This window comes from Bacillus sp. OTU2372 (assembly GCF_038440275.1).
Classification (GTDB): domain Bacteria; phylum Bacillota; class Bacilli; order Bacillales; family Cytobacillaceae; genus Neobacillus; species Neobacillus bataviensis_B.
This window is the reverse complement of the sequence record NZ_JASATK010000014.1, coordinates 109,151-134,430: the sequence shown is the minus strand read 5'-3', so window position 1 is coordinate 134,430 and position 25,280 is coordinate 109,151. Positions and strand designations below refer to the sequence as shown.

The window sequence follows — 25,280 nt, the reverse complement described above, 5'->3', positions numbered from 1 at the left end:
TATGGGACACGGTTCTTTTAAGTTGAAAATTGTGCAGCTCCAGCGTCTAGGGAAAAACTTTATTCCCTGATCAAGACGCTTCCGTTTTTCTTATTATTTTTCTGTACTTTTTACTCGAGGTAATATTTTGTTTAATTGAACTTGTTTACGGCGTTCCCAGGTTGTTTCATTAGTTGGATCAAATTGCTCAAGGAAAGAGATGACCTCTTTGGTAATTGGTGTTGGTGTTGAGGCACCGGATGTGACAGCCACTGTCTTAGCGCCCTTTATCCAATCAAGTTCTAATTCGGTTATATCGGCAATACGATATGCTTTTGTTCCGGCAATTTCCTCTGAAACCTGGGCCAATCGATTCGAGTTATTACTTTTTGGGTCGCCAACTACAATTGTAACGTCTGCTTCTGTTGCTTGACCGGCGACCGCTTCCTGCCTGATTTGTGTAGCATGGCAAATTTCATTATAGACTTCAACATGCGGATATTTTTCCTTTACTTTTTTCATCGTATCCGCAACATCCCACTGACTCATAGTTGTTTGGTTCGTCACAATAATTTTTTCACTTTGAACGGTTAGTGCTTCAACATCGTTAGGAGTTTCGACTAAATGAACCATACCTGGAGCAACCCCGACAGCACCTTCAGGCTCTGGATGCCCCTTTTTACCGATATAAATAACTTGATATCCTTGTTTGGTTTTCTCCTCAATCAAATCATGTGTTTTCGTTACATCAGGACATGTTGCATCAATTGTTACTAAGCCTTTCTTCTTCGCAAGCTCACGTACCTCTGGTGAAATGCCGTGGGCGGTAAAAATAACCGTTCCAGATTCCACTTTATCAAGAATATCAATACGATTTTTTCCGTCAAGAGTAATGATTCCTTCTTCTGCAAAGGCATCTGTGACATGTTTATTATGAACAATCATCCCTAAAATGTAGATAGGACGAGGTAATGATTTATCTAAAGCGGCATTTCTCGCAATGACCATGGCATCGACAACTCCATAGCAATAACCGCGTGGAGATATTTTAATGATTTGCATATATAAAGTCCTCCTAAATGAACTTTTCGTTTAGTAAAGTTCCAAAAGATGTTTTCACTGGCTTTTAGGCTTTTCTGCTAGTCTATGTATTTATTATATAAAACTAATAGATATAATACAAAGATACATTTTTCCTGTGGAAATTATCTGAAAAATAAAAGAATGCTGGGTTTCAGCATTCAGGAATTTTATATATACATTTTCGGAATTGAACTTCCCTTTTGGTGTTGTTGAGAACGTGACTTTTGGTTGGACTTCCGCTTGACAGACTTATTTGAATTTACAGATTCTGAACTTTCGCTGCTGGAAGATTCCTCTACAATTGAATCTGACTTTGGATTCTTACTGGATGAGTCACTGCTCTTAGTAGCATTTTTAAAGCCTCGATAAAGCTTCCACATCGCAGGTATATTTTTTACCATTGGACCGTATTGTTGGATCATGGGTCCAATGGTTTGTGCTGTCTTTAACACTTGCTGGGTATTGTTTAAAATTCCAGTTAATCCCCCAGGATTGCTTAGGGATTGCATTAAGCCGCCACCGCTTCCTGCTGCTCTGCCCATTCCCATAAGTCCGCCTGGTGTACCTGTCTGAGTGCCTTTACCGAGAAGTTTCGAGAGTAATCCGCCTCCTGCTCTACCCATCTGACCAGATCCGGGCCCTATTCTGGCTCCCATCATTGAGTTTCCTCCGCCAAAAGCTCCTGCTTGAGGTCTCATCATCGGATTTCTTCCTAAAGAAGGCTGGCCCCCCGGTCCCATCATCGGACCACCTCCACCGAACATTTGCTGCCCCATTCCACCGTTAAAGGGCATTCTTGGTCTTGGCTGCATTCCACGACCTCCTTTCTTACATGACTTCATACATTAAAGTATGCATAAAACCAAATTTGGTTTAGGTTTACACACAAGGAAAAAACTAATTTCGTTTTAAAATTTGCCTTATTAGTAAAAGCTGAGAATAAAATGATAAGTTAACTGGTTATTTAGGTGAAATTTTACTATAATAACATGATGGACATAGAGAAGGAAGCTTACCTTAAGGAAATACTACTCCATAATAAGATTAATTAGACTAGGAGCTATTTTATGAAAGCAAATCAATTTGAGCGATTTAAGTTTCAGCCTTTTATTATAGAAGCACTGAATCAATTTGGTTTTTATGAGCCAACAGAAATTCAGGAACGGATGATCCCATTAGTATTAAAAGGGGAAAGTGCCATTGGTCAGTCCCAAACGGGAACAGGTAAAACATTTGCCTATGTTTTGCCGATTTTAGAGGGGATTGATCCAGCACGTCAAGAAGTTCAAGCAGTAATAACGGCGCCAACCAGGGAATTAGCCTCACAAATTTATCACCAGATTCTGAAGGTTACCGAACATTGCAGTCCTGATAGGCAAATTATGACTAGATGTTATATAGGGGGTACAGATAAGCTGCGGACCATTGAAAAACTTAAGGTTCAGCCGCAAATTGTTGTCGGCACCCCTGGTAGAATTAAAGATCTCATGGTGGAGCAGGCCCTATTTATCCATACGTCCAACATCCTTGTGGTTGATGAGGCTGACATGATGTTAGATATGGGATTCATTGAAGATGTCGATCAAGTTGCAGCAAAAATGCCAGAGAAACTGCAAATGATGGTTTTTTCTGCTACTATTCCTGAAAAGTTAAAACCATTTTTAAAAAAATATATGGAAAATCCAAAGACTATCCAGATTGAATCAAAGAGAAAAGCAGCAGCAAATTTAGAGCATTATCTGTTGCCATCAAGGCATCGCAATAAAAAACAGCTTGTACATGATGCATTGCTTGCCTACAACCCATATCTTGCGATTGTTTTTACTAATACAAAAAAGATGGCGGAAGAAGTTTCCTATTTCTTAAATGAAAAGGGCCTAAAAGTGGGTCGGGTCCATGGTGACTTAAATCCTCGTGAACGAAAAAAGATGATGAAACAAATACAGGACTTGGAGTATCAGTATATTGTTGCGACCGATCTTGCTTCAAGAGGGATCGATATTGAAGGTGTCAGCCATGTCATTAATTATGAACTTCCGACAGATTTAGATTTTTATATTCACAGGGTGGGAAGAACGGCGCGGGCAGGTAATTCCGGTATTGCCCTAACGATATATGAGAGCTCTGATGAGGATGCTTTGAACAGGCTGGAAAAAATGGGCATCCAATTTAAACATGTTGACTTCAAAAATGAGGAAATCGTAGAAATCGATGATAGAAATAAAAGGAAGACTCGTGTAAGGAAAGAAGATAAGGCGGATCGAACCGCTAAATCGATGGTCAAGAAACCACAAAGGGTAAAACCAGGATACAAAAAGAAAATGCAGTGGGAAATGGATAAAATAAAAAAACGGCAGCGAAAGATAGAGAAAAGAAAGAAATAATCATATAAAGGGAGAGAACAGGGATGTTGAAAATCGGCTCACATGTTTCAATGAGTGGAAAAGATATGCTGCTTGCAGCCAGCGCTGAAGCTGTATCCTATGGCGCCAATACTTTTATGATTTATACGGGTGCACCGCAAAATACGAGAAGAAAAAAAATAGAAGATCTGAACATTGAAGCAGGAAGAAGACATATAGAAATGAACGGGATCACTGAAATCATTGTTCATGCTCCATATATCATTAATATTGGAAACACAACAAATCCGGATACATTTGAATTAGGTGTAAGATTCTTGCGCAGTGAAATTGAAAGAACAGAGGCACTGGGAGCAAAGCAGATTGTTCTCCATCCGGGTGCCCATGTTGGTGCTGGAACAGAACTTGGTATCAAAAAAATCATTGAAGGTCTGAATGAAGTATTGACCGGTAAGGAACAGGTTCAAATTGCCTTAGAAACAATGGCTGGAAAAGGTTCTGAATGCGGGAAATCTTTTGAGGAACTGGCGATGATTATCGATGGAGTCAACTTTAATGATAAATTGTCTATTTGCTTTGATACTTGTCATACACATGATGCCGGCTATAACATTATCGAAGACTTTGATGGTGTCTTAAATGAATTTGATAAAATTATTGGCATAGATAAGCTTAAAGTACTTCATATCAATGATAGTAAAAATTCAGTTGGGATGAGAAAAGACCGCCACGAAAATATCGGATTTGGTCATATTGGATTTAAAGCACTAAATTATGTGGTTCATCATCCGCAATTACAGGACGTTCCTAAGATATTAGAGACTCCTTTCGTTGGTGAAGACAAAAATAATAAAAAACCGCCTTATAAATTTGAAATCAATATGCTCAGGGAGCAAGTGTTTAATGAGAAATTATTAGATGAAATCATGCAAGGATAAGAAAAAAAGCTGTGCTCCGGCACAGCTTTTTATTGCTTTGTGAATTGAATTAACAAATTATTAACTTCTCGAGCCGTTTCAGGTCCAGCAGCCTTAGCAATTTGCTTTACCAATTGCGCACGCTGTGTATTATCAAAAATATTAATATTTTTACCTCTTAAGTATTCGGCGATCTTGATGGCTTGCCCGCGACTAACTGATATATTAAATTGATTTGCATACTTTACAAGCTCTTCTGCTGTGATAGTGTTAATTTTATGATTAATGATGCTTTCAAATATTTTCACCCTCATCACTCCTCCATGCTAATGTATGAAGAACGGGATAGAGTGTGACAATGGATTATAAAGGGGTTTGGTCAAGTTACTAAGCCTTTACAATTGGAAAGTCCTATTGTATACTACTTGAAGTTAAATCGGAATGATTCTTATAATTAAAAGTGAGAGTGTGAACCATGCAAGCAATAATTGAAATAAAACATCTTTCTTACCGTTATGAAAAAGAGAGTGTACTTGAAGATATTAATATTACAATCCCTGATGGATCTTTTTTGGCCATTGTCGGACCAAATGGTTCAGGTAAATCTACCTTGTTAAAATTAGTATTAGGTTTATTAAAGCTGCAAAGAGGGGATATACTTTTATTTGGCCAGGAAATAAGTAAATTTAGAGACTGGCAAAAAATTGGTTATGTTTCTCAAAAGGCAAATTCCTTTAATACAGGATTTCCTGCCACTGTTTTTGAAGTTGTTTCAAGCGGATTAACCAAAAAGTTAGGGCTGTTTACCTTTTTTAAAAAAGAACATAAGGAGAAGGTAATCGAAGCTCTCGAGGCAGTAGGGATGGCAGAGTTTAGTCAGAGAAATATTGGCGAACTGTCCGGTGGCCAGCAGCAAAGAGTATTTATTGCCCGCGCACTTGTAAGTGAACCGAATCTTTTGATTTTGGATGAACCGACCGTTGGGGTGGATGCGGAAAATGTTCATTCGTTCTACGAGATGCTGGGCGACTTAAATACCAGCAGGGGGATCACACTGTTATTGGTTACCCATGATATCGGCACCATTTCGGATAAGGTGACACATGTCGCTTGTTTAAATAAACATTTGCATTTTCATGGTGATACAGATGAATTTGAACAAGTTAGCAGCAAGGGATTGTCTAAGGTTTATGGTCATGATGTTCACGTACTGGCCCATAACCATGAACATGGAGGCGTTAAAAATTGATTGAAGGTATTTTTCATTATGAGTTTTTACAAAATGCGTTTTTAACTGGGCTTTTGATTGGAATTCTAGCCCCTTTGCTAGGTGTGTTTATCGTTGTCAGAAGGCTATCGTTAATCGCTGATGCATTAAGCCATGTTACCTTGGCTGGTATTGCTGCGAGTCTTTTAATTGAGAATAAACTTACCATGATGGCTGGATTAAACCCGCTTTATATGGGGATGGTTTTTTCTGTTGGCGGATCATTGTTTATTGAAAAGCTAAGAGGGGTTTATAAGCAATATCAGGAGCTAGCGATTCCAATCATTATGTCAGGCGGAATTGGGCTTGGGGTTATTTTTATTTCGCTTGCCAATGGATTTAATACGGACTTATATAGTTATTTATTTGGCAGTGTCTCAGCTGTCAGCCGGACCGATTTATGGGTTATATTGGCTATAAGTATGATTGTTATCTTAGTCATTATTTTTTTGTATAAAGAACTATTTTTACTTTCTTTTGATGAGGAACATGCAAAAGCCTCAGGCATACCTGCGAAAAGTATTCATTTTATCTTTATTGTCATGGTCGCACTTGTGATTGCTGCATCTATGAGAATTGTTGGGATTTTGTTGGTTTCCTCGCTAATGACACTTCCAGTTGCGGCAAGTATTCGAATAGCAAAAGGGTTCAAACAAACGATTCTTTTTTCTGTTCTCTTTGGTGAACTCTCTGTATTAGGTGGGCTTTTTACTGCCTATTATCTTGATCTTGCTCCCGGGGGTACGATTGTTATGCTTGCCGTTCTCATTTTAATAATGGCAATCTTTTATAAAAAAATGACCAGTGGATTAGGAGGAGGAGCTAAGTGAATGTAAATGAAGCCATACAGCACCTAAAGGATAATGGATTTAAGCAAACAGGAAAAAGAGAAGATATGCTTCAATTATTCGCAGATCATGATAAATATTTAACCGCTAAAGATGTACTCGATTTATTAAAAGATGATTATCCAGGATTGAGTTTCGATACCATTTACCGTAATCTTTCTCTATTTGTCGAAATGGGCATATTAGAAATGACCGAGTTATCAGGGGAAAAACATTTTCGCTTTACCTGTTCCAGAAACCACCATCATCATCATTTTATCTGTTTAGACTGTGGAAAAACAAAAGAAATTGATACTTGTCCCATGGATGGTTTAAGTGAAAATCTTAAGGGATATGATATTTCAGGGCATAAATTTGAAATATATGGACGGTGTCCTAATTGCCTTTAAAAAAACAGCTTGTGGATTACAGAGGGCACTGAAAAAGTCCTCCTAGTTAATGGGAAAAGGTATAATTCCTCATATTTTGAGGGAATTATACCTTTTTTACTTTATAATAAAAGTATCAATTTTTAACGGGTGGGTACTATGATACACAATCAACAATCAATGGTTTTTAGTCCATATATGGGTATTTATGATTTAGTTGTTCCAAAGGATAATCTTTTGCGTAAAATTAATGATCTGGTCGATTTCTCTTTTGTTTATGACGAACTAAAGGGATAACTATTGTCTTAGTAATGGTCGAAATGCTATCGACCCTATTCGTATGTTCAAATATTTATTGTTAAAGACCATCTATTGACTTATCTGATATCGACATTGTTGATCGTTCAATTTACGACATGTCTTTTAAGTATTTCCTTAACATGGCTCCGGAGGAGCCAGTAATAGAGCCAAGCTCATTAACCAAGTTTCGAAAACTTCGTTTAAAAGATGTAAACCTTTTGGATATGCTTATCAATAAAACTGTTGAAATTTCCATCGAAAAGGAAATCATTAAAAGTAAATCCATTATTGTGGATGCCACCCATACGAAAGCCCGATACAACCAAATGTCACCAAAAGAAATACTTAGGGACCGTTCTAAAAAACTGAGAAATGCTATTTATCAAATAGATGAATCTATGAAAAATAAGTTCCCTGACAAAAATACAACCGATGTTTTGGAAGATGAAATCGATTATTGCCAGAAACTCATTGACGTGATAGAAAATGAAGAAGGTCTTATCCAATACCCGAAAGTAATGGAACAGTTAAACCTTCTAAGAGAAACAGTTAACGACGATATCGAACATTTGCCGTGCTCTGAAGATAAGGATGCAAAAGTAGGGCATAAAACTGCTGACTCCTCATTTTTCGGCTATAAAACACATATTGCCATGAGCGAAGAACGGATTATTACAGCCGCAACAGTTACTACAGGAGAAAAGAATGACGGAAAACAACTAGAAACACTGATTGAAAAAAGTATTAATGCTGGAATGCAAGTTGAAACGGTTATCGGTGATGCAGCTTATTCTGAAAAGGGAAATATTGAATATGCAAGTGAAAATGAAATAAAATTAGTTGCCAAACTGAACTCTTCTGTTACCCAAGGTTTCCGTAAAAAAGAAGATGAATTTGATTTTAATAAGGATGCTGGAATGTATGTTTGTAAAGCAGGTCATATGGCGATAAGAAAAGCTAGAACAGGACACAAAGCTAGAAACCAAGTTACTACATACTATTTCGATGTAGATAAGTGTAAACACTGTCCATTTAAAGAAGGATGTTATAAAGAGGGGGCTAAAAGTAAGACTTACTCTGTAGCATCAAATCAAATGAACATACAGAACAAGCAAAATTTCAAGAAAGCGAGTACTTTAAAGACAAATCTAAAGAACGTTATAAAATAGAAGCTAAGAATAGCGAATTAAAACACAGACACGGGTACAATGTTGCAAAATCCTCGGGTCTAATTGGCATGGAATTGCAAGGAGCCATGGCAATATTTACGGTGAATCTAAAAAGGATATTAAAACTAATCGATGAAATTTAGGGGCAAAATAGCCCCATTGGATAAGAAAGACGACTCTAAATTCATAAATGTGAATTTTGAGTCGTCCTTTTTTTGTTTTGCCTTACAGATTCTTAAAAAAACCGAAGGTTTTTCAGTGCCCTCTGGATTACACAAGCTGTTTTTTACGTAATGGTTCCTGTTTCTTTAACCAAGTTTCGACCCACGCATGTGCCTCACGCCAATTCTTCATACGTATGACGCCTTCTGGCAGGGGATCCTGATTATAGGGGGTGTCAAAAAGAATGACTGGAATCTGGCACTCTTCATGAATCATCACGGCATTATCATGTTTATCCTCGAAGAAAATGTCGACTTTTTGCTTCTTGGCGGTTTCCACTTTATCGTGTGAACCAATTAACTCAATATGGTGAAATGTTAGCCCATGCTGGAAAAACCATTCCTCCGTCACATCCAGTAAATGAGGTCCACGTGCACTTATGAAAAATAATTCATGTTTATGTTTCCATTTATTTAACACATCAATGGCACCAACTGCAGGCGGTGACCCTTCGTAAATAATCGGTTCATTTTCCGTAAACCACTTAGCAAATTCCTTTTCGGGCACATTAACAAATGGGGTCAATTCGTACTGATTTACATCCTCATACAAAATATTTAAGTTAAAGGCTTTATTAATAAAAGGAAGCAGGGAGGTGGGAGAGGTTACGGTGCCATCTATATCTATACCAAATCTTTTCATTACATCTTCACCCTCGTCTCAAGTTCTCTTTCTATTTTACCAAAGACAGGCCAACAATAAAGGATTATTTTGAAAAGTACCATTTCCGGTATTTCAAATAAATAACTATTGGAGACAAACATTGACATACTAAAAACCGTCAAGTAGTTCACACTAATAAATGCTCCTATAACTGAAAGTGAGGGATTAGGATGGCAGATGAAAGAGACACGAAAGTGCAAGAAGCTCTTCGAGGACCAATAATTGGAGAAGATATTCCCAATTCTCCTTCTGCATATAGGGAAGAAACAGCTTCAGAAGTTGCTGTACCAATTAGGACTTCTTATTCCCTGAAAAAGTCAGAGAATACTCCTGAGATTGGTGCATCAGTACCTATTCGTTCTTCTCAATACAAGGAAGAAACTGCAGCTGAAATTGCTGCACCAGTTCCTGTTACACTGCGGAAAAATCAAAATGATACACAGCAGCAACAACAGAAAGCTGGCGCTGGAGCCACAGCCGGCACTGGGATGGGTGTCCTTGCCTTAGCGTTATCGATTTTATCACTGTTTGTAATGCCTATACTATTTGGTGCTGCAGGTATTGTGTTAGGATTCGTAGCAAGGAGAAGAGGTGCCGAGGGTCTTGGGGCGTGGGCAATTGGTATTGGAGCGATATCAATTGTAGTCGGTATCTTTATTCTCCCGTTCTTTTAACAGTTCTGCAAAGGAGCAAAAAAAGAAACCCGGTTTAAAATACCGGGTTTCTTCATTTTTTATTTTGTTTTTGACATTTTTTCTTCTTCTGCCTTTTTACGGAAATACTCTTCAGCGACTTGGTCAATTTCCTTTTTCAACTCTTCGACCATTTGTGCCTCTGGAACCTTGCGGACAATTTCACCTTTTCTAAACAATAAACCTTCTCCACGAGCACCGGCGATGCCGATATCTGCTTCACGGGCTTCCCCAGGGCCATTTACAGCACAGCCTAATACTGAAACCTTAATGGGCGCTTTTATTGTTGAAATATATTCCTCTACTTCATTTGCGATGCTGATAAGGTCAATTTCAATTCTTCCGCAGGTGGGGCATGAAATTAATGTTGCTGCATTGGAAGAGAGACCAAATACTTTTAAAAGCTCGCGGGCAACTTTTACTTCCTCAACAGGGTCGGCGCTTAAAGAAATACGTAGTGTATTTCCGATTCCTTTACTGATAATTGCACCTAAACCAGCCGCACTTTTCACTGTTCCAGAGAAAAGTGTCCCAGATTCAGTTATCCCTAAGTGCAGTGGATAATCGAAAGCACGAGCAGCTTTTTCATACGCCTCGATAGCTAGATTAACATCAGATGCCTTCATCGAAACAATAATGTCATGGAAATCTAGGTCCTCGAGAATTTTAATATGGTGCAGGGCACTTTCTACCATCCCATCCGCTGTTGGGTAACCATATTTTTCAAGAATTTTCTTTTCAAGTGAACCTGCATTTACGCCGATTCGAATTGGAATTCCACGTTCCTTGGCTGCTTTTACTACCGCTTCAACCTTTTCCCGTTTACCAATATTCCCTGGATTAATCCGAATCTTATCAGCACCGCCCTCAATGGCCTTAAGTGCTAATTTATAATCAAAATGAATATCAACTACAAGTGGGATATTAATTCTTTTTTTAATTTCTGAAATAGCATTTGCAGCGCGTTCATCTGGACATGCTACTCGGACTATTTGACAGCCCGCTTCTTCCAATCTTTTTATCTCTGCAACGGTCGCCTCAACATCGTGCGTTTTCGTTGTAGTCATACTTTGAATAATAATTTCATTGCTCCCGCCAATGGTTAAATTTCCTACTTTAATTGGCCGGGTTTTAGTGCGATGTATGATTTCACTCACGTGTAATTCGCTCTCCTTCAAATGTGGATTCGAATCTTAATAAATCCGATCTATTGCCGTGTTAACGGTCCGTACTTTGAATGTACCCACAAACAATCATCATTGAATGTGATAACCTGATTCGAGGTTCATCTTATTTTATCAGCCATGTGCTATTTTTGACAAGATTAACGACATATCCTCTTTATTTTGAGTAATCTGGAAAATGATATGTGGAACCTATTTGAATTTTTTCAGGGGACTTACCTCCATTTAATGTTTGAAAGTCCTCGATTAAGTCAGCAATAGATACAGGCAGTGATTTATTAATTTTATGCTCCACAATGGAAATCACTGTATCGCCTGGTTTTACCTTGGCATCAAATGAAGGCGTGTCTGTTTCGGCAGGTGCTGGGGTTTCTTGCTCAACTTTTGCGTCTACAGGTTGAGGGGTGGAGGCTGGAAGAGTGCCAACGGTTAGGTCGTAATAAATAACATATATGACTAAAATAGAAAAGAGAATACCGAATATTTTTTTCATCAGACAAGCCTCCAGAAAGAATGTTTGTACATTCGTATGCTTGTCCACGCTTAATTAGAACAAAAAACGCCCATTGGCGGGCGTTTAGTTTGAATTTTTAGGCTTTGGAACTTCCTTAATTGCAAGGTATAACACAATGATGACTACAAACCAATTAATTAGGAAGCTGTTAGGAACCACAGTTTGAATAGCAGTCATAATGGTAAAAAATAAGGTTGGCAATGTTTCACTGTATGCTGCCATTCTCCATAATTGCCGATAATTAAGCTTGCGATTTCCTTTTAAAGCAAGGCCGATAAAGGCTAGAACTGATATCTCAATGAAACTAGCTGCGCTTGAGAAAATATAAATGAACAGTGATACAACGGGAATAATAATCCCTTTCATTCCGCCGATCGAATCAACAAAATTTAGCAGGTCGCTATTGGTAATATGTATATCATTCATCATCGAATATGGATAGGTCTCAACGTTGCCGCCGGAGGACAATGCAAACTCATCCTTCAATAATGCGAAAGCATTTCCTTCATCCGCTACGTCATCTCCAGATATTGCACCAGTAGGATCAATAATTATGGTAAAGTTGTCTTTATCGATCGTAACAGGCACATCTGTTTTGGCTGTAAGATGTCCATTTTTAATGGAGAAAGAAGGAGCTTCATCTTTTATAATCGTTTTTGCAGCGTCAATTCCCTCTATGAGCGCGGTACTAAAATAAATAATGGATGGCAGGATGGAGATAAATGTTAAGAAAAACACATATAAAATTGTTTTTCCAATCCCCTGAAAGCGAAATAGGGAAATATCCCTTGGGGAATAAATACTTTTATAAAATTGTTTGAAAATATTCATAAATAACCACCTTAAAAGAAACATGATAAAAAGACACACTTTCTATTGTAGCCTGTGTTATTAATATATACAAGAATGTAGAGGTATCGAAACTATTTTGATGTTAATACGTATAAAAGGATAAGAAGAAAAAGAAGGATGAGAATAGATGGAAGCAGTTTATTGGATTATTATAAGTATTTTATTTGTTGTAGCCTTTGTTGGATTGGTTTACCCTATTATTCCGAGTGTGTTATTTTTGCTGGCGGGATTTCTTTTGTATGGTGTATTTTTTTCATTTGAACCTTTTAGTTGGTTGTTTTGGCTTATTCAGGGATTATTTGTCGTGTTATTGTTTACAGCGGATTATGTAGCGAACCTAATTGGGATAAAAAAGTATGGGGGCTCGAAGGCCGGGGTTTGGGGAAGTACGATTGGTATTATAGCGGGGCCGTTTGTGATTCCCATTTTCGGAATTTTAATTGGACCGTTTATTGGTGCTATTGTAGCAGAGTTAATCGTTAATAAAAGAAGCTTAAGCGAGAGTGTGAAAGTAGGAGTCGGATCGGTAATCGGGTTTATAAGCAGTGTTATCACAAAAACCATTATTCAAGTCATTATGGTTGGCTATTTTTTTCTGGTAGTTCTGTAAAGGAGGGAAGCCACTTGGTTACCCAGGTGGCTTGTCAAGTGCGTTTTAAGCTTTTAATTAATCCCGCAAATTTCAAACGGACAGTTTTGGCAATCAACTTCCGTTTTTAAATAAGTTAAGTTCTTTATCGTGAATTTTTGATTATCATATAGAATGATATCCTTTTCACGGAGTTCTTTTAAGGCACGTTGAATGACTTCTCTTGTGCCATAGGTTAAATTGGCCAGTTCCTGATGGGTTAAAGGCAAATCAATTAATACACCGGTTTCAGTTTTTACCCCGTAAGAATTACAAAGCCGGATGAGGATGGAGTATAAACCACCTTTTTTGCCATTCATAATTAAGTCCTGACATTTCATTTGGGCCTTTAAATATCCGGTGCTTAACCATGCAACTAAAGCATTCATAGCTTCAGGGTCTGTTAAAATAAATTCTTCAAATAGTTCTTTTTTAATAAATAGAACTTCACAGTCAGTTAGTGCCTTAGCAAAAAACTGATACTGAGGATTGGCTTTAAAAAGCTGGTACTCCACGATTATTTCCCTGCTATTTAAGACCTTTAAAATAAATTCCTTGCCGCGTAAATGAACCCTTCCTAATGCAATATTGCCTTTAAGGATTAAGTATATATATTCTACCGGATCTTTTTCGTGAAAAAGGGCTGAACCAGCTTTTACCTTCTGGATTGGCTCGTTTTTTTGGAAAAATTGTACCATTAAACTATATATTGATATGCTTGTGGTTTGCATATTTGTCACTCCTTTTTACCTCTACAAGTTGATTAAAATCCATTATAAATAGCATGTCAATAAGGCTTTATTGATGATAAGGTAGTCCTTTTGTTCAGATATGACAAAAATCGTTGACAAGATGCCTTTTTGGTGAATCATGACAATTTTTCGAAAAATAGCTAGGTAATGGATTACTGCCCTTTTTTAATGGTATAAAAATCTGTAAAAGGGAAATTGTATTTATGTTGGGTATAAGCATTTTATTTGAAAGGAAAAACCAATTTTGGTATCTTTTAAGTAACGCTTTAGAATTATTCTTATAAGGAATAGGTTATAATCGCCTAAAGCCCATAACAAATACTACGTACATAGGAGGAATTTATCATGGCATTTGAATTACCAAAATTACCTTATGCAGAGGATGCACTAGAACCACACATCGACAAAGAAACAATGAATATTCACCACACTAGACACCACAACACATATGTTACAAACTTAAATAATGCATTAGCAGGAAATGAAGAATTACTTTCTAAATCAGTTGAAGAAGTAATTTCGAATTTGGATGCGGTTCCAGAAGCTGCGCGTACAGCTGTGCGCAATAATGGCGGTGGTCATGCTAACCACTCTTTATTCTGGCAAATCCTTTCTCCAAATGGCGGTGGTGCCCCAACTGGTGAATTGGCTGACGCAATCACTAGCAAATTTGGCAACTTCGATAATTTCAAAGAAGAGTTTGCAAAAGCAGCAACTACACGCTTCGGCTCTGGCTGGGCTTGGTTATCTGTAAACAATGGTGAATTAGAAGTTTCTAGTACGCCAAATCAAGATTCTCCATTAATGGAAGGTAAAACTCCAATTCTTGGACTTGATGTTTGGGAGCATGCTTACTATCTAAAATATCAAAACAAACGTCCTGATTACATTTCTTCGTTCTGGAATGTTGTTAACTGGGATGAAGTTTCTAAGCGTTATAACGCAGCGAAGTAATGAAGCGTTAAAAAGGCAGCATTTAGCTGTCTTTTTTTTATGAGATAAGAAAGTTCAAAAGTTTTTTACTTTGAGAATTGAATTGTCTAGCTCCAGCGCCTAGCCCCTCGATGGTCTATAGACGAGCCGTCCAAAAGGTTAAAAAGCAACCTTTCGGCCGGCTCGTCTTATGCTTGGCTACAGAAAGCTATCGCTTTCTGTACGCATTAAGGGCGACTAGTCTTTGTCCCTGCTTTCGCCGGCCAGTCGACAAGTCGCCCTATATCGGGGCTGACCAAGGCGCTTCCGCTTTTCTTATTCACTTTAATTTGTATAAGAACCTTGTCCTTGATAAAGACTACCCTTATGACAAAGGGGAGTTTTTTTTATGGCAAAAAAATTTAAGATTTTAGGCGACGTGGAATTAACAAAGGATTTATCACTTTTGCTGATCATTGGAGGTTTGTATTCATTGAGTGTTGCTTTATCCAACACATTTGTGAATATTTATCTTTGGAAGCAAACAGGACAGTATTCTGATATTGCCCTATATAACCTCTCAATAGTCGTATTGCAGCCGTTAACGTTTATTTTGGCGGGGCGGTGGGCGAAAAAAATCGATCGAGTGATTGTGCTGCGAATTGGTGTAATCGCTTTAGCATTGTTTTATCTTGCTGTGCTGATTACGGGCACAAATGCTTCTACTTATTTACTTTTATTAGGCGGCCTGCTTGGAATTGGTTATGGCTTCTATTGGTTAGCCTATAATGTGTTAACTTTTGAAATTACCGAACCAGAGACAAGAGATTTTTTTAATGGATTTTTAGGGATATTATCTTCTGCAGGCGGCATGATTGGACCGATCGCAGCGGGTATTATCATCACAAGATTTGAAGAATTTACCGGATATACGTTTGTTTTTGGTTTATCACTTGCATTATTCGGATTAGCGGTATTTATGAGTTTTTCGTTAAAACCAAGGCCTGCTTCCGGAAAATACTGCTTTACACGAATTATTGAGGAAAGGAAACAAAACGAAAATTGGCGTTTTGTGACAAATGCTCATTTTGTTCAGGGGCTACGAGAGGGTACTTTTGCTTTTGTTATCTCTGTTTTTGTTTATATTTCGACAGGAAGTGAAATGTCTTTAGGTACGTTCGGCCTAATCAATTCTGGAATTTCCTTTGTTGCTTACTATTTTGCGTCACGATTAATTAAGAAAAAACATCGAAAAAAAGCCATTTTAATTGGCGGGATTATCCTTTATGCTTCAGTCCTGTTGATTATTTGGGATTTGAACTTTGTAAAATTGTTAATATATGGAGGGATGATCGCAATAGCGTATCCACTATTGTTAGTCCCTTATAGTTCAACTACATATGATGTAATTGGGTCTGGATGGAAAGCTGCAGAAATGAGGATTGAGTATATTGTTGTTCGGGAAATCTATCTAAATCTCGGTAGGATTATATCTGTCCTTGCTTTCCTAGCGGCTGTTACGTGGTTTAATGAAGAAGAAAGTATTCCGATTTTATTATTCTTTTTAGGTGCGGGTCATTTATTAATCTATTTGTTTATGAGAAGAGTTCGATTACCTGCAGCATAAAGCGGTGAGTTTAATACTCATCGTTTTTTTTGTACAATCACCGAAAAGTGGTAAGGTACTAAAAAGGAAACAATTTGGTCTAGGTTTTTTAACAAAATTGGTAAGGGTTATTCATAGAAAAATAGAACATTATCCTTTAAAATAGAGAAAGTTATGTAAGCCTTCGAGTAAAGGAAGTGTAGATTGACCTTGAATCTTAAAAAGAAAAAGAAAAAAACACATGTCCCGTTTCGTTTAAATATGGTGTTTTTTGTTGTATTTATCCTTTTTTCTGTTCTCATACTTCGTCTGGGAGAACTGCAAATTGTCTTTGGCGATGATTTTAAACGGGAAATTGAACGAACTGAGGATATTACCGTCAATACCCCTGTCCCAAGGGGGAAAATGTATGATCGTAATGGTAAGACAATTGTTGATAATAGTCCGCTAAATGCGATTACTTATACAAAAAGTCAAAATGTTACGCAGAAGGAAATGTTGGACACAGCAGCTAAATTAGCTAAGCTTATCTCGATGGATACTTCAAAAATTCCAATCCGTGACAAAAAGGATTTTTGGATAACCAATCATCCGAAAGAAGCCAAAGCGAAAATTACCAAAAAAGAATGGGCAGCTTATAATCAGAAAAAAATAGATGATAAGAAAATTTATCAATTACAGCTGGACCGGGTTACCGATAAGGAATTAAATAGTTTTAAACCAGAAGAGCTTGAAACGCTTGCTATTTATAGGCAATTCAATAGTGGTTATTCCTTAACACCTCAAATTGTTAAAAATAAAAATGTTACCCCGGATGAATTTGCTATCGTAAGTGAAAATCTAGAAAATCTGCCAGGCGTCGATACAACTACAGATTGGAAACGAGAATATGCTTTTGGTGACACCCTAAAATCTATATTAGGGGATGTCACTTCCTCCGAAGCAGGTATCCCTAAGGAGCAGTTAGATAAATATCTTGCACAGGGTTACAGTAGAAATGACCGCGTAGGGAAAAGTTATCTAGAATTAAAATATGAAAATGTTCTTCATGGTCAAAAGGCAAAAGTGAAAACCGTAACAGACAAAGCCGGAAAAATCCTTTCTACTGAAGTTGTTTCAGAAGGGAAGCGCGGCGATGATTTAGTTTTAACCATTGATATGGACCTTCAAAAGCAGGTTGAAAAAATAGTAGAAGAAGAAATGTGGTCTGCTAAAAGTAAACCTAATACGGGTGTTATGGACCGTGCCTTTGCCGTTGTCATGAATCCTAATACAGGTGAAATATTGTCGATGGCCGGAAAACTAATTGGTAAGGACAGTAATGGAAAGACAGTCATGAAGGACTATGCTAGTGGTAATTTTACGAGCTCTTACAACGTGGGGTCAGCAGTAAAAGGAGCTACCATTTTAACTGGATATCAAACTGGTGCGATTAAACCGGGTTCATACCAACTAGATGAACCGTTAGTGATTAAAAATACTCCTATCAAGAAATCATGGAAAACCTTTGGTTCCATTAATGACCTACGAGCCTTACAAGTTTCTTCCAACGTTTATATGTGGAAGACCGTTATTGCAATGGCAGGTGGAAAATATGTTCCAAATGGTACATTAAATATGGAAACTGCAAAGACCTTTAACACTATGCGGCAGTCATTTAGCCAATTTGGTCTTGGGACACGGACAGGAATTGACCTGCCAAATGAAATGAGCGGTTTTCCAGGGACTGAGAATATTCCGGGTAAACTTCTTGACTTTGCCATTGGTCAGTATGATACCTATACTCCAATGCAGCTGGCACAGTATGTATCCACAATTGCCAATGGCGGTAATCGTGTTCAGCCGCATATTGTAAAGGAAATTCGTGAACCGGTAATGGAAAGTAATGAGTTAGGACCGATTGTTGAAGAAATTGAACCCAAAGTATTAAATCGTATTGATATGAAGGATGCTTGGATTAAACGTGTCCAAGAAGGGTTCAGAATGGTTATGCAGGTGGGCGATGGTACAGCAACTAGTTACTTTAGGAGTGCACCATACCACCCCGCAGGGAAAACCGGAACAGCACAGGCATTTTATGATGGATCAGATAAAACAAAACGTGGTACAGAGGTCTGGAACTTAAGTCTTGTCAGCTATGCACCATCTGATAATCCAGAAGTAGCTGTGGCTGTAGTTGTGCCATGGGCCTATTCAGGCAGCAGTGGTCCAAGTATAAACAACCTAATTGGCCGCAGAGTTTTGGATGCCTATTTTGACTTAAAGAAAACACGTCAAACAACAGATGGTGTTTCAGGGACGGAGCAGCAGGCAAACCAAACTGCAGTTGATACCGCTCAAAACAGCCAAACTAGTCAATAATTTAATACTCATTGAACCACCTGTTCAAATCGAAACAGGTGGTTTTTTTATTTTTTCCGAATTTACAATATCTATACATAGATTTACAAAACCTTTACATACGATTAAAACCCCGTTTACACTCAGGATTTATGCTTGTATATGTAAGTGAAAACAACGAAAATCTATAAACTGTTCGTTTAATTGAATAACTGGGTAAGTGCAGGTCTTGCATTTACCCTCTTATGACGTATCTAGGGGTGTTGCTGCAATGGAAAAGATCATACCTGCAAAGGAAAGATTGTTAAAGTCTGAGAAAAGTTGGATGAATGGAGAAGTTCGCGGAAAGTTTCTTGTGATTTTATGTGCTGTGATTATGATTTCTGCTACCATATCGATTACCATCTTTCTTGGTACAAAAGGTTTACAATCATTTACTCAGAATAGTGTAAGTCTTATAGAGTTCGTAACCAGTATTCACTGGAATCCTACCAATAAAGCTAATCCAGAATATGGGGCATTACCGTTTATCTTTGGATCTTTTGCCGTTACTTTTTTAGCGGCAATTGTTGCTGCACCATTAGGAATTGGCGGGGCAATATTCATGACAGAGATTGCACCTTCATGGGGAAGGAAAATATTACAACCGATCATTGAGCTTTTAGTTGGAATTCCATCCGTTGTGTATGGATTCATCGGCCTAACAGTATTAGTTCCTTTTGTCAGGGAACATGTTGGCGGACTAGGATTTAGTTTGCTTTCAGGGACAATTGTGTTATCGATTATGATTTTACCAACGATTACGACCATTGCGACAGATGCGATGAGTTCATTGCCAAAGAATTTAAGAGAAGGCTCTTATGCTCTTGGAGCAACCCGCTGGCAAACTATACGCAAGGTCCTCATTCCAGCAGCATTGCCAACCTTACTGACTGCTGTGGTTTTAGGTATGGCGCGGGCATTTGGAGAAGCATTAGCCGTTCAAATGGTAATCGGAAACGTTCGAGATTTACCAACAAGCCTTTTGGATGCTTCTGCAACTTTAACAACAATTATTACCTTGAACATGGGACATACCACTTACGGAAGTGTTGAAAATAACACACTTTGGTCCATGGGACTCATTTTATTAGTCATGTCGTTTGCGTTTATTCTCCTGATCCGTTATCTATCATCGAGGAGGAAGCTGTAATGAATAGTAAAACTGCTGACCGTTTAGCCACAGGAGTATTTGTGGCGATTGCTATTATTATCATTTCTATTTTAGTTGGACTATTTTCATATATTTTAGTGAATGGACTTAAACATGTATCACTCGAATTTTTAACCACGCCTTCAAGTAATGTACAAGCGGGCGGAGGGATTCGCGATCAATTATTTAATTCCTTTTACGTCCTATTTATAACAATGTTAATTACAGTTCCGCTTGGTATAGGCGGTGGAATATATATGGCTGAATATGCTAAGCCCGGAAAAGTAACGGATATAATCCGTTCTTGTATTGAAGTACTTGCTTCCCTCCCATCTATTGTCATCGGAATGTTTGGTTTATTAATGTTCGTTAATTTAACTGGCTGGGGTTATACGATTTTGGGCGGTGCCTTAGCATTAACGGTGTTTAATCTTCCAGTGCTGGTGCGGGTGAGTGAGGACGCCATTCGTGCAGTGCCTCGTGATTTAAAAGAGGCAAGTCTTGCGTTAGGGATTACACATTGGCACACAATTAAAACCGTTATTTTACCAAGTGCGTTTCCATCGATTTTAACTGGTGCGATTCTAGCGGCAGGAAGGGTATTTGGTGAAGCGGCAGCATTGTTATTTACAGCTGGTCTATCAACACCAAGGCTAGATTATGCAAACTGGAATCCATTTTCGGATCAATCGCCGCTAAATATTTTTCGACCTGCAGAAACACTCGCTGTACACATATGGTCGGTCAATACACAGGGGTTAATCCCTGACGTTGAAGAAGTCTCAAATGGTTCTGCAGCCGTGCTGGTTATTTCAGTCTTACTATTTAACCTTTTAGCTAGATGGATAGGAAGCATGATTCATAAAAAAATCACTGCAACAAAATAAAGGGCAGGTGAAAACGGATGGTTACGACTTTATTGGAAAAAGAAACAATAGAACAAACATTTCAATCAACCGTCCCATTCCAAATGGAAAATATTTTAAAGGTTAATAATTTAGAAATATTTTATGGGGAAAAACGTGCCGTAAATGGTATCTCAATGGATATAGAGAAAAATGCTGTAACTGCATTAATTGGTCCGTCTGGTTGTGGTAAGTCAACGTTTTTACGCAGTATCAATCGAATGAATGATTTAATTCCTGGGGCTAGGGCTGAGGGAGAAATTCTTTATGAAGATCTAAATATCTTATCCGGGCAAATAAATGTGGTCGCATTGAGAAAGGAAATTGGTATGGTATTTCAAAAGCCAAATCCATTTCCAAAATCAATCTATGAAAATATTACTCATGCTTTGAAGTTTAGTGGTATTAAGAAGAAAAGCCTGCTTGATGATCTCGTACAGGAAAGTCTTGAAAAGGCAGCTTTGTGGGATGAAGTAAAGGACCGGCTCTATAAATCTGCACTTTCACTATCAGGCGGACAGCAACAGCGTCTTTGCATAGCTAGGACTATTGCGATGAAGCCGGCGGTTATGCTCCTAGATGAGCCATCGTCAGCATTAGACCCGATATCCAATGCGAAGGTGGAAGAATTGATCGTTGATTTGAAAAAGGATTATTCCATCATTATTGTTACCCATAATATGCAGCAGGCTTCCCGTATTTCTGATAAGACAGCCTTCTTTTTAAATGGAGATTTAATCGAATATGATTCTACTGAAAAAATCTTTACCAATCCTTCCGTAAAAAAGACCGAAGAGTATATTTCAGGAAGATTCGGATAAGGGGGCGAAGTCATGGCAACTTCAACATTAACAAGACAAATATTTGATATAAAAGATTTAAATTTATGGTATGGAGACCATCATGCCTTAAAGGATATAAATTTTTCCATTAATAAAAAAGAAGTTACAGCGATCATAGGACCATCAGGATGTGGTAAGTCAACCTTTATTAAAACACTTAATTTAATGATTAATATGATACCAAATGTCAAAATGACAGGCGAAATTAATCTAAATGGTAAAAACATACTAGATGAGAAAGTGGACCTTGTTGACCTTCGCAAACATGTGGGGATGGTCTTCCAAAAGGGAAACCCTTTTCCACAGTCTATTTATGATAATATAGCCTACGGACCAAGAATCCATGGGATTAAAAAGAAGGTACATCTTGATGAAATTGTCACAAAATCATTAATGGACGTAGCATTATGGGATGAAGTGAAGGACCGATTACACGCACCTGCTTTAGGGTTATCTGGTGGGCAGCAGCAAAGATTATGTATCGCCAGGGCTTTAGCGACCAAACCTGAGGTATTACTGATGGATGAACCAACCTCTGCACTAGATCCAATCTCCACTTTGAAGATAGAAGAATTGATCTTAGAGCTAAAAGAGAAATATACAATCGTTATTGTTACTCACAACATGCAGCAGGCATCACGGGTGTCAGAAAAAACAGCCTTCTTCTTAATGGGAGAACTTATTGAATTAGATGCTACTGCTGCTATATTTTCAAACCCTGCGGACTCACGTACGGAAGGGTATATTACCGGAAGATTCGGATGATGGGGTGGACAGAATGACTACAAGGTCTAATTTTGATCATAATTTAATGCAATTAAATAAAATGTTATTATCCATGGCTAAAAAAGCGGAAATGGCTATTAAAGATGCTATGCTCTCTTTAGTCAATCAAGACCTCGATAAGGCAAAGGCTGTTCTTATGGGGGATGATGAAATTAATAAATTGGAACAAGAAATAAATGATAAAGCATTATTATTAATTGCAAGAGAATCACCTGTAGCTACTGACCTTAGAAAAATAAGCGCTGCATTAAAGGTATCATCAGAAATTGAAAGATTGGCTGATATTGCCGTAAATATCGCCAAATCCACCATTCATATAGGTAATGAAAAGCATATTAAGGAGATTATTGATATACCAAATATGATGGGAATCGCTTTGGAGATGGTTTCTGAGTCGATTGAAGCTTTTACCACCGAGGATGTTTCTCTGGCACAAGAATGTGCAAAAAAAGATGACCAGGTGGATCAAATGTTTGGCCAGTTAATCCAAGAATTAATGGGATATATTCCGCAAAATCTAAATTCAACCAACCAAATTATTCAGTTAGCATTTGTTTGTAGAAATGTTGAAAGAATCGCTGACCATTCAACGAATATTGCCGAGAATGTAATTTATCTTGTTACAGGAAAACGAATAAACTTAAATGCTTAAAAAAGAGGAGGCTGCTTAAATTGTGCAGCCTCCTCTTTTATTTTATAGATAATGCTGTCGAAAAGATAATCATATCCAGTTTAGAAATTTGTTGATACATGTAAAAAACGATGGTTAATTAGTATCTAAAAAAAATTTAATTATCGTAAACAAAGCTTGCTATATAGGATAACCAAAAAACGACAAAATGCGTTTATTGTATGCTTTCTAATCTGGTGATACCATTAAATTATAAATTATTAAGAATTATTTTGCGATGGTTGCATATATTGATTGTTTACAGAACGGAGGAAAAAAATGATTGAGGAAATTATCAAACTAAGAGGAGATGGATTATCATTTCGTAAAATCGCCTCAGAATTAAATACGACAGTTGGTAAAGTTCAATACCGCTGGAATAAATGGATTGAAGAAAATAATAATGAAATAACGGATGAACTTAATAGGCAATCTACTAAGGATTCAAATTCCTCAGATGACTCTATTTCACTAGAATTAATTCCACAAAAGGGAGAGCTAAAGGCAAGGCTTATTACACCTCGCAAAATAATTCTTTTCTGGGACATTTCCGAGTTACCGAAAAAAATCATTGAACAATTTTTTAATCGAAAGTTTGAAGAACTTGTCACTGTTACTAGAATTTATGACGTAACGAATATTTTGTTTAATGGTAAAAATGCTCACCATTATAATGAAATAACCGTTCCTTACCAAAGTGGACACTGGTTTATTAAAGGATTGTCAGAAAATCGGAGCTATGTTTCCGAATTAGGAGTACACCTCTCTGACAATCAATTTTTTCCGCTTTATCGTTCGAATTGTATTCAAATGCCTTCACCTGAAATACTAAGCGGTAATACTTTTCAGCAGGAATTATTGCAATTCCACCGATATGAAGAAGAATCTCCTAAATGGGTTGAGCAAGTGAGTACTTACAGTTATTATGTGAAATCGAACAACTTGGGGGAGCACAATGGATAAACGACAGCTAGGACCAGTTGACTTAGATGTAAAAAGCCAAGCTCCTTGGAAGTTAAAAATATTAATTCTTTCCTGGGAATTCCCGCCTAATATTGTTGGAGGACTATCAAGACATGTAGTAGGATTATCAACTCATTTGGCGGAAAATGGACATGAAGTTCATGTCCTAACAGCAGGGAAAACTAGTCTTCCAACATTTGAAATGATGCATGGAATAAATGTCCACCGTGTAAGGCCAATTAATGCGAATGACGATCATTTTCTGTCGTGGATTGCCGGCTTAAATTTAGCAATGGCCTTTAAGGCAGAACAACTAGCAGAAGAAGTAGACTTCGATATTATTCATGCTCATGATTGGCTTGTCGGAGCAGCAGGGATTTCCCTAAAGGAATTATTAGGCATTCCACTACTAACCACAATCCATGCGACAGAGCATGGAAGAAATAATGGAATCTATACCGAGATCCAGCAGTTCATCCATGAAAAAGAACAGCAATTAATTTTAGAGTCTGACCAAATTATTGTCTGCAGCGAATATATGAAGGAAGAACTAAAAAAGGTTTTTACCCTGCATGTTGAGAGGATGGCTGTCATTCCAAATGGAATTGAACCATTGACAGTAAATCGGCAAATTGCAGAGGTAATGCCAGTACTAAAGGATAAAAAATATATCTTTTCAATTGGAAGGATAGTTGAAGAAAAAGGATTCGAAACGATCATCGAGGCAGCAGCGATTGCAAAAGAAAAAAAGAAACAAGACTTCGTTTTTGTCATTGCCGGAAAAGGGCCGATGCAGAAGGAGTATCAAAAACAGGTTTCAGAGCTTGGTTTGGAGGAACACGTAACCTTTATTGGCTTCGTAACGGATGAACAAAGAAATGCCTTAATTCAAGGCTGTGAGCTAGCTGTGATACCAAGCCTTTACGAACCATTCGGAATTGTTGTATTAGAAACAATGGTTCTCGGAAAACCAACCATAGTCTCTAATATTGGTGGAATGAAAGGAATTATTAAGCATCTCCAAACGGGGATGTTGATGGTCCCAGGAAATCCACAAAGTCTAATCGAACAAATTGAGTTTTTATTCAATCAACCAGAGAAAGCGAAAGAGATTGGCAGCAGGGGTAAGCAAATTGTTCAACGTCTATATGGCTGGAAACGAATCGCTTCAGAAACAGTTAGGATTATGGAAGATACGTTATTAAGCCAACGAGTAAATGAGAAGGAGCAACAGTCAGTGCCAAAAAATGAAAAATAAGGTGT

Annotated in this window: 25 protein-coding genes and 1 pseudogene; 18 read left to right on the top strand and 8 right to left on the bottom strand. The window is 37.7% G+C overall.

The genetic code is table 11. The features are described 5' to 3' along the window. Positions 1-93 precede the first annotated feature (93 nt). Together AAHB15_RS20170 and vrrA are read right to left on the bottom strand one after the other, a co-directional pair. Positions 94-1,041, bottom strand: a complete 948-nt coding sequence (locus AAHB15_RS20170) for a 4-hydroxy-3-methylbut-2-enyl diphosphate reductase (protein WP_335575359.1) — start codon at positions 1,039-1,041, stop codon at positions 94-96. Positions 1,042-1,229: 188 nt separating this feature from the next. Then, positions 1,230-1,874: a VrrA/YqfQ family protein gene (gene vrrA, locus AAHB15_RS20165; RefSeq protein WP_335575358.1), complete on the bottom strand. Its 645-nt coding sequence runs from the start codon at positions 1,872-1,874 to the stop codon at positions 1,230-1,232. Between the two features lie 255 nt (positions 1,875-2,129). Here vrrA and AAHB15_RS20160 point away from each other — a divergent pair, with 255 nt between their 5' ends. Further along, on the top strand, positions 2,130-3,446 hold the full coding sequence (locus AAHB15_RS20160; RefSeq protein ID WP_342043170.1) for a DEAD/DEAH box helicase: 1,317 nt from the start codon (positions 2,130-2,132) through the stop codon (positions 3,444-3,446). A 23-nt stretch (positions 3,447-3,469) separates the two neighbouring features. Continuing rightward, complete coding sequence (locus AAHB15_RS20155; protein ID WP_342043169.1) at positions 3,470-4,363, top strand: deoxyribonuclease IV; 894 nt, start codon at positions 3,470-3,472, stop codon at positions 4,361-4,363. Positions 4,364-4,392: 29 nt separating this feature from the next. Here the strand turns inward: AAHB15_RS20155 and AAHB15_RS20150 are convergent, their stop codons facing one another. After that, positions 4,393-4,650: a DUF2624 domain-containing protein gene (locus AAHB15_RS20150; protein ID WP_335575356.1), complete on the bottom strand. Its 258-nt coding sequence runs from the start codon at positions 4,648-4,650 to the stop codon at positions 4,393-4,395. 167 nt (positions 4,651-4,817) lie between these two features. Here AAHB15_RS20150 and AAHB15_RS20145 point away from each other — a divergent pair, with 167 nt between their 5' ends. The 4 genes and pseudogenes from AAHB15_RS20145 to AAHB15_RS20130 all read left to right on the top strand — a co-directional run bounded on the left by AAHB15_RS20145 (position 4,818) and on the right by AAHB15_RS20130 (position 8,437). Then, positions 4,818-5,591: a metal ABC transporter ATP-binding protein gene (locus AAHB15_RS20145; RefSeq protein WP_335575355.1), complete on the top strand. Its 774-nt coding sequence runs from the start codon at positions 4,818-4,820 to the stop codon at positions 5,589-5,591. Beyond that, positions 5,588-6,439: a metal ABC transporter permease gene (locus AAHB15_RS20140; protein WP_335575354.1), complete on the top strand. Its 852-nt coding sequence runs from the start codon at positions 5,588-5,590 to the stop codon at positions 6,437-6,439. The genes AAHB15_RS20145 and AAHB15_RS20140 overlap by 4 nt, the downstream gene beginning before the upstream one ends. After that, positions 6,436-6,846: a Fur family transcriptional regulator gene (locus tag AAHB15_RS20135; protein ID WP_335575353.1), complete on the top strand. Its 411-nt coding sequence runs from the start codon at positions 6,436-6,438 to the stop codon at positions 6,844-6,846. The genes AAHB15_RS20140 and AAHB15_RS20135 overlap by 4 nt, the downstream gene beginning before the upstream one ends. 138 nt (positions 6,847-6,984) lie before the next feature. After that, positions 6,985-8,437, top strand: a pseudogene (locus AAHB15_RS20130) (IS1182 family transposase). A 127-nt stretch (positions 8,438-8,564) separates the two neighbouring features. Here the strand turns inward: AAHB15_RS20130 and AAHB15_RS20125 are convergent. Continuing rightward, positions 8,565-9,158 (bottom strand): hypothetical protein, encoded by a 594-nt coding sequence (locus AAHB15_RS20125; RefSeq protein ID WP_335575352.1) that lies wholly within the window; start codon positions 9,156-9,158, stop codon positions 8,565-8,567. 191 nt (positions 9,159-9,349) lie between these two features. Between AAHB15_RS20125 and AAHB15_RS20120 the strand changes: the two genes are divergently transcribed. Further along, complete coding sequence (locus AAHB15_RS20120; RefSeq protein ID WP_261380589.1) at positions 9,350-9,853, top strand: DUF308 domain-containing protein; 504 nt, start codon at positions 9,350-9,352, stop codon at positions 9,851-9,853. A 59-nt stretch (positions 9,854-9,912) separates the two neighbouring features. Here AAHB15_RS20120 and ispG read toward each other — a convergent pair whose 3' ends face one another. The 3 genes from ispG to AAHB15_RS20105 form a co-directional block, all read right to left on the bottom strand. Further along, positions 9,913-11,049, bottom strand: a complete 1,137-nt coding sequence (gene ispG / locus AAHB15_RS20115; RefSeq protein WP_342043168.1) for a flavodoxin-dependent (E)-4-hydroxy-3-methylbut-2-enyl-diphosphate synthase — start codon at positions 11,047-11,049, stop codon at positions 9,913-9,915. A gap of 163 nt (positions 11,050-11,212) precedes the next feature. Beyond that, entirely contained in the window at positions 11,213-11,548 is a 336-nt protein-coding gene (locus tag AAHB15_RS20110; protein WP_144563202.1) for a LysM domain-containing protein, read from the bottom strand. Positions 11,549-11,632: 84 nt separating this feature from the next. Beyond that, positions 11,633-12,400: a DUF1189 domain-containing protein gene (locus tag AAHB15_RS20105; RefSeq protein WP_335575351.1), complete on the bottom strand. Its 768-nt coding sequence runs from the start codon at positions 12,398-12,400 to the stop codon at positions 11,633-11,635. 148 nt (positions 12,401-12,548) lie between these two features. On the opposite strand from AAHB15_RS20105, the gene AAHB15_RS20100 reads away from it, so the two are divergent. Then, on the top strand, positions 12,549-13,031 hold the full coding sequence (locus AAHB15_RS20100; protein ID WP_342043167.1) for a DUF456 domain-containing protein: 483 nt from the start codon (positions 12,549-12,551) through the stop codon (positions 13,029-13,031). 53 nt (positions 13,032-13,084) lie between these two features. On the opposite strand, the gene AAHB15_RS20095 is transcribed toward AAHB15_RS20100, so the two are convergent. Next, complete coding sequence (locus tag AAHB15_RS20095) at positions 13,085-13,780, bottom strand: Crp/Fnr family transcriptional regulator (RefSeq protein WP_335575128.1); 696 nt, start codon at positions 13,778-13,780, stop codon at positions 13,085-13,087. Between the two features lie 366 nt (positions 13,781-14,146). Between AAHB15_RS20095 and AAHB15_RS20090 the strand changes: the two genes are divergently transcribed. The 10 genes from AAHB15_RS20090 to AAHB15_RS20045 all read left to right on the top strand — a co-directional run bounded on the left by AAHB15_RS20090 (position 14,147) and on the right by AAHB15_RS20045 (position 25,275). Next, complete coding sequence (locus AAHB15_RS20090) at positions 14,147-14,755, top strand: superoxide dismutase (RefSeq protein ID WP_335575129.1); 609 nt, start codon at positions 14,147-14,149, stop codon at positions 14,753-14,755. Positions 14,756-15,122: 367 nt separating this feature from the next. Then, positions 15,123-16,340, top strand: coding sequence for an MFS transporter (locus tag AAHB15_RS20085; RefSeq protein ID WP_335575131.1), 1,218 nt, complete (start codon positions 15,123-15,125; stop codon positions 16,338-16,340). A gap of 240 nt (positions 16,341-16,580) precedes the next feature. Continuing rightward, positions 16,581-18,680 (top strand): peptidoglycan D,D-transpeptidase FtsI family protein, encoded by a 2,100-nt coding sequence (locus tag AAHB15_RS20080; protein WP_342043172.1) that lies wholly within the window; start codon positions 16,581-16,583, stop codon positions 18,678-18,680. A 250-nt stretch (positions 18,681-18,930) separates the two neighbouring features. Continuing rightward, positions 18,931-19,851, top strand: a complete 921-nt coding sequence (gene pstC / locus AAHB15_RS20075) for a phosphate ABC transporter permease subunit PstC (RefSeq protein WP_144563197.1) — start codon at positions 18,931-18,933, stop codon at positions 19,849-19,851. After that, positions 19,851-20,738 carry a phosphate ABC transporter permease PstA gene (pstA, locus tag AAHB15_RS20070; protein WP_342043166.1) on the top strand — a complete coding sequence of 296 codons (888 nt, stop codon included), beginning with the start codon at positions 19,851-19,853 and terminating at the stop codon, positions 20,736-20,738. Before pstC ends, pstA begins: the two co-directional genes overlap by 1 nt. Before the next feature lie 83 nt (positions 20,739-20,821). Next, positions 20,822-21,577 (top strand): phosphate ABC transporter ATP-binding protein PstB, encoded by a 756-nt coding sequence (gene pstB / locus AAHB15_RS20065; protein ID WP_335575135.1) that lies wholly within the window; start codon positions 20,822-20,824, stop codon positions 21,575-21,577. Between the two features lie 12 nt (positions 21,578-21,589). Beyond that, the gene (gene pstB, locus AAHB15_RS20060; RefSeq protein WP_342043165.1) at positions 21,590-22,363 is read left to right on the top strand and encodes a phosphate ABC transporter ATP-binding protein PstB; all 774 of its coding nucleotides are present in this window, start codon (positions 21,590-21,592) and stop codon (positions 22,361-22,363) included. Positions 22,364-22,376: 13 nt separating this feature from the next. Beyond that, on the top strand, positions 22,377-23,036 hold the full coding sequence (phoU, locus tag AAHB15_RS20055; protein WP_342043164.1) for a phosphate signaling complex protein PhoU: 660 nt from the start codon (positions 22,377-22,379) through the stop codon (positions 23,034-23,036). A gap of 297 nt (positions 23,037-23,333) precedes the next feature. Then, on the top strand, positions 23,334-24,017 hold the full coding sequence (locus tag AAHB15_RS20050) for a DUF4912 domain-containing protein (RefSeq protein ID WP_342043163.1): 684 nt from the start codon (positions 23,334-23,336) through the stop codon (positions 24,015-24,017). Continuing rightward, positions 24,010-25,275, top strand: coding sequence for a glycosyltransferase family 4 protein (locus AAHB15_RS20045; protein ID WP_342043162.1), 1,266 nt, complete (start codon positions 24,010-24,012; stop codon positions 25,273-25,275). Before AAHB15_RS20050 ends, AAHB15_RS20045 begins: the two co-directional genes overlap by 8 nt. The last annotated feature ends 5 nt before the right edge of the window (positions 25,276-25,280 follow it).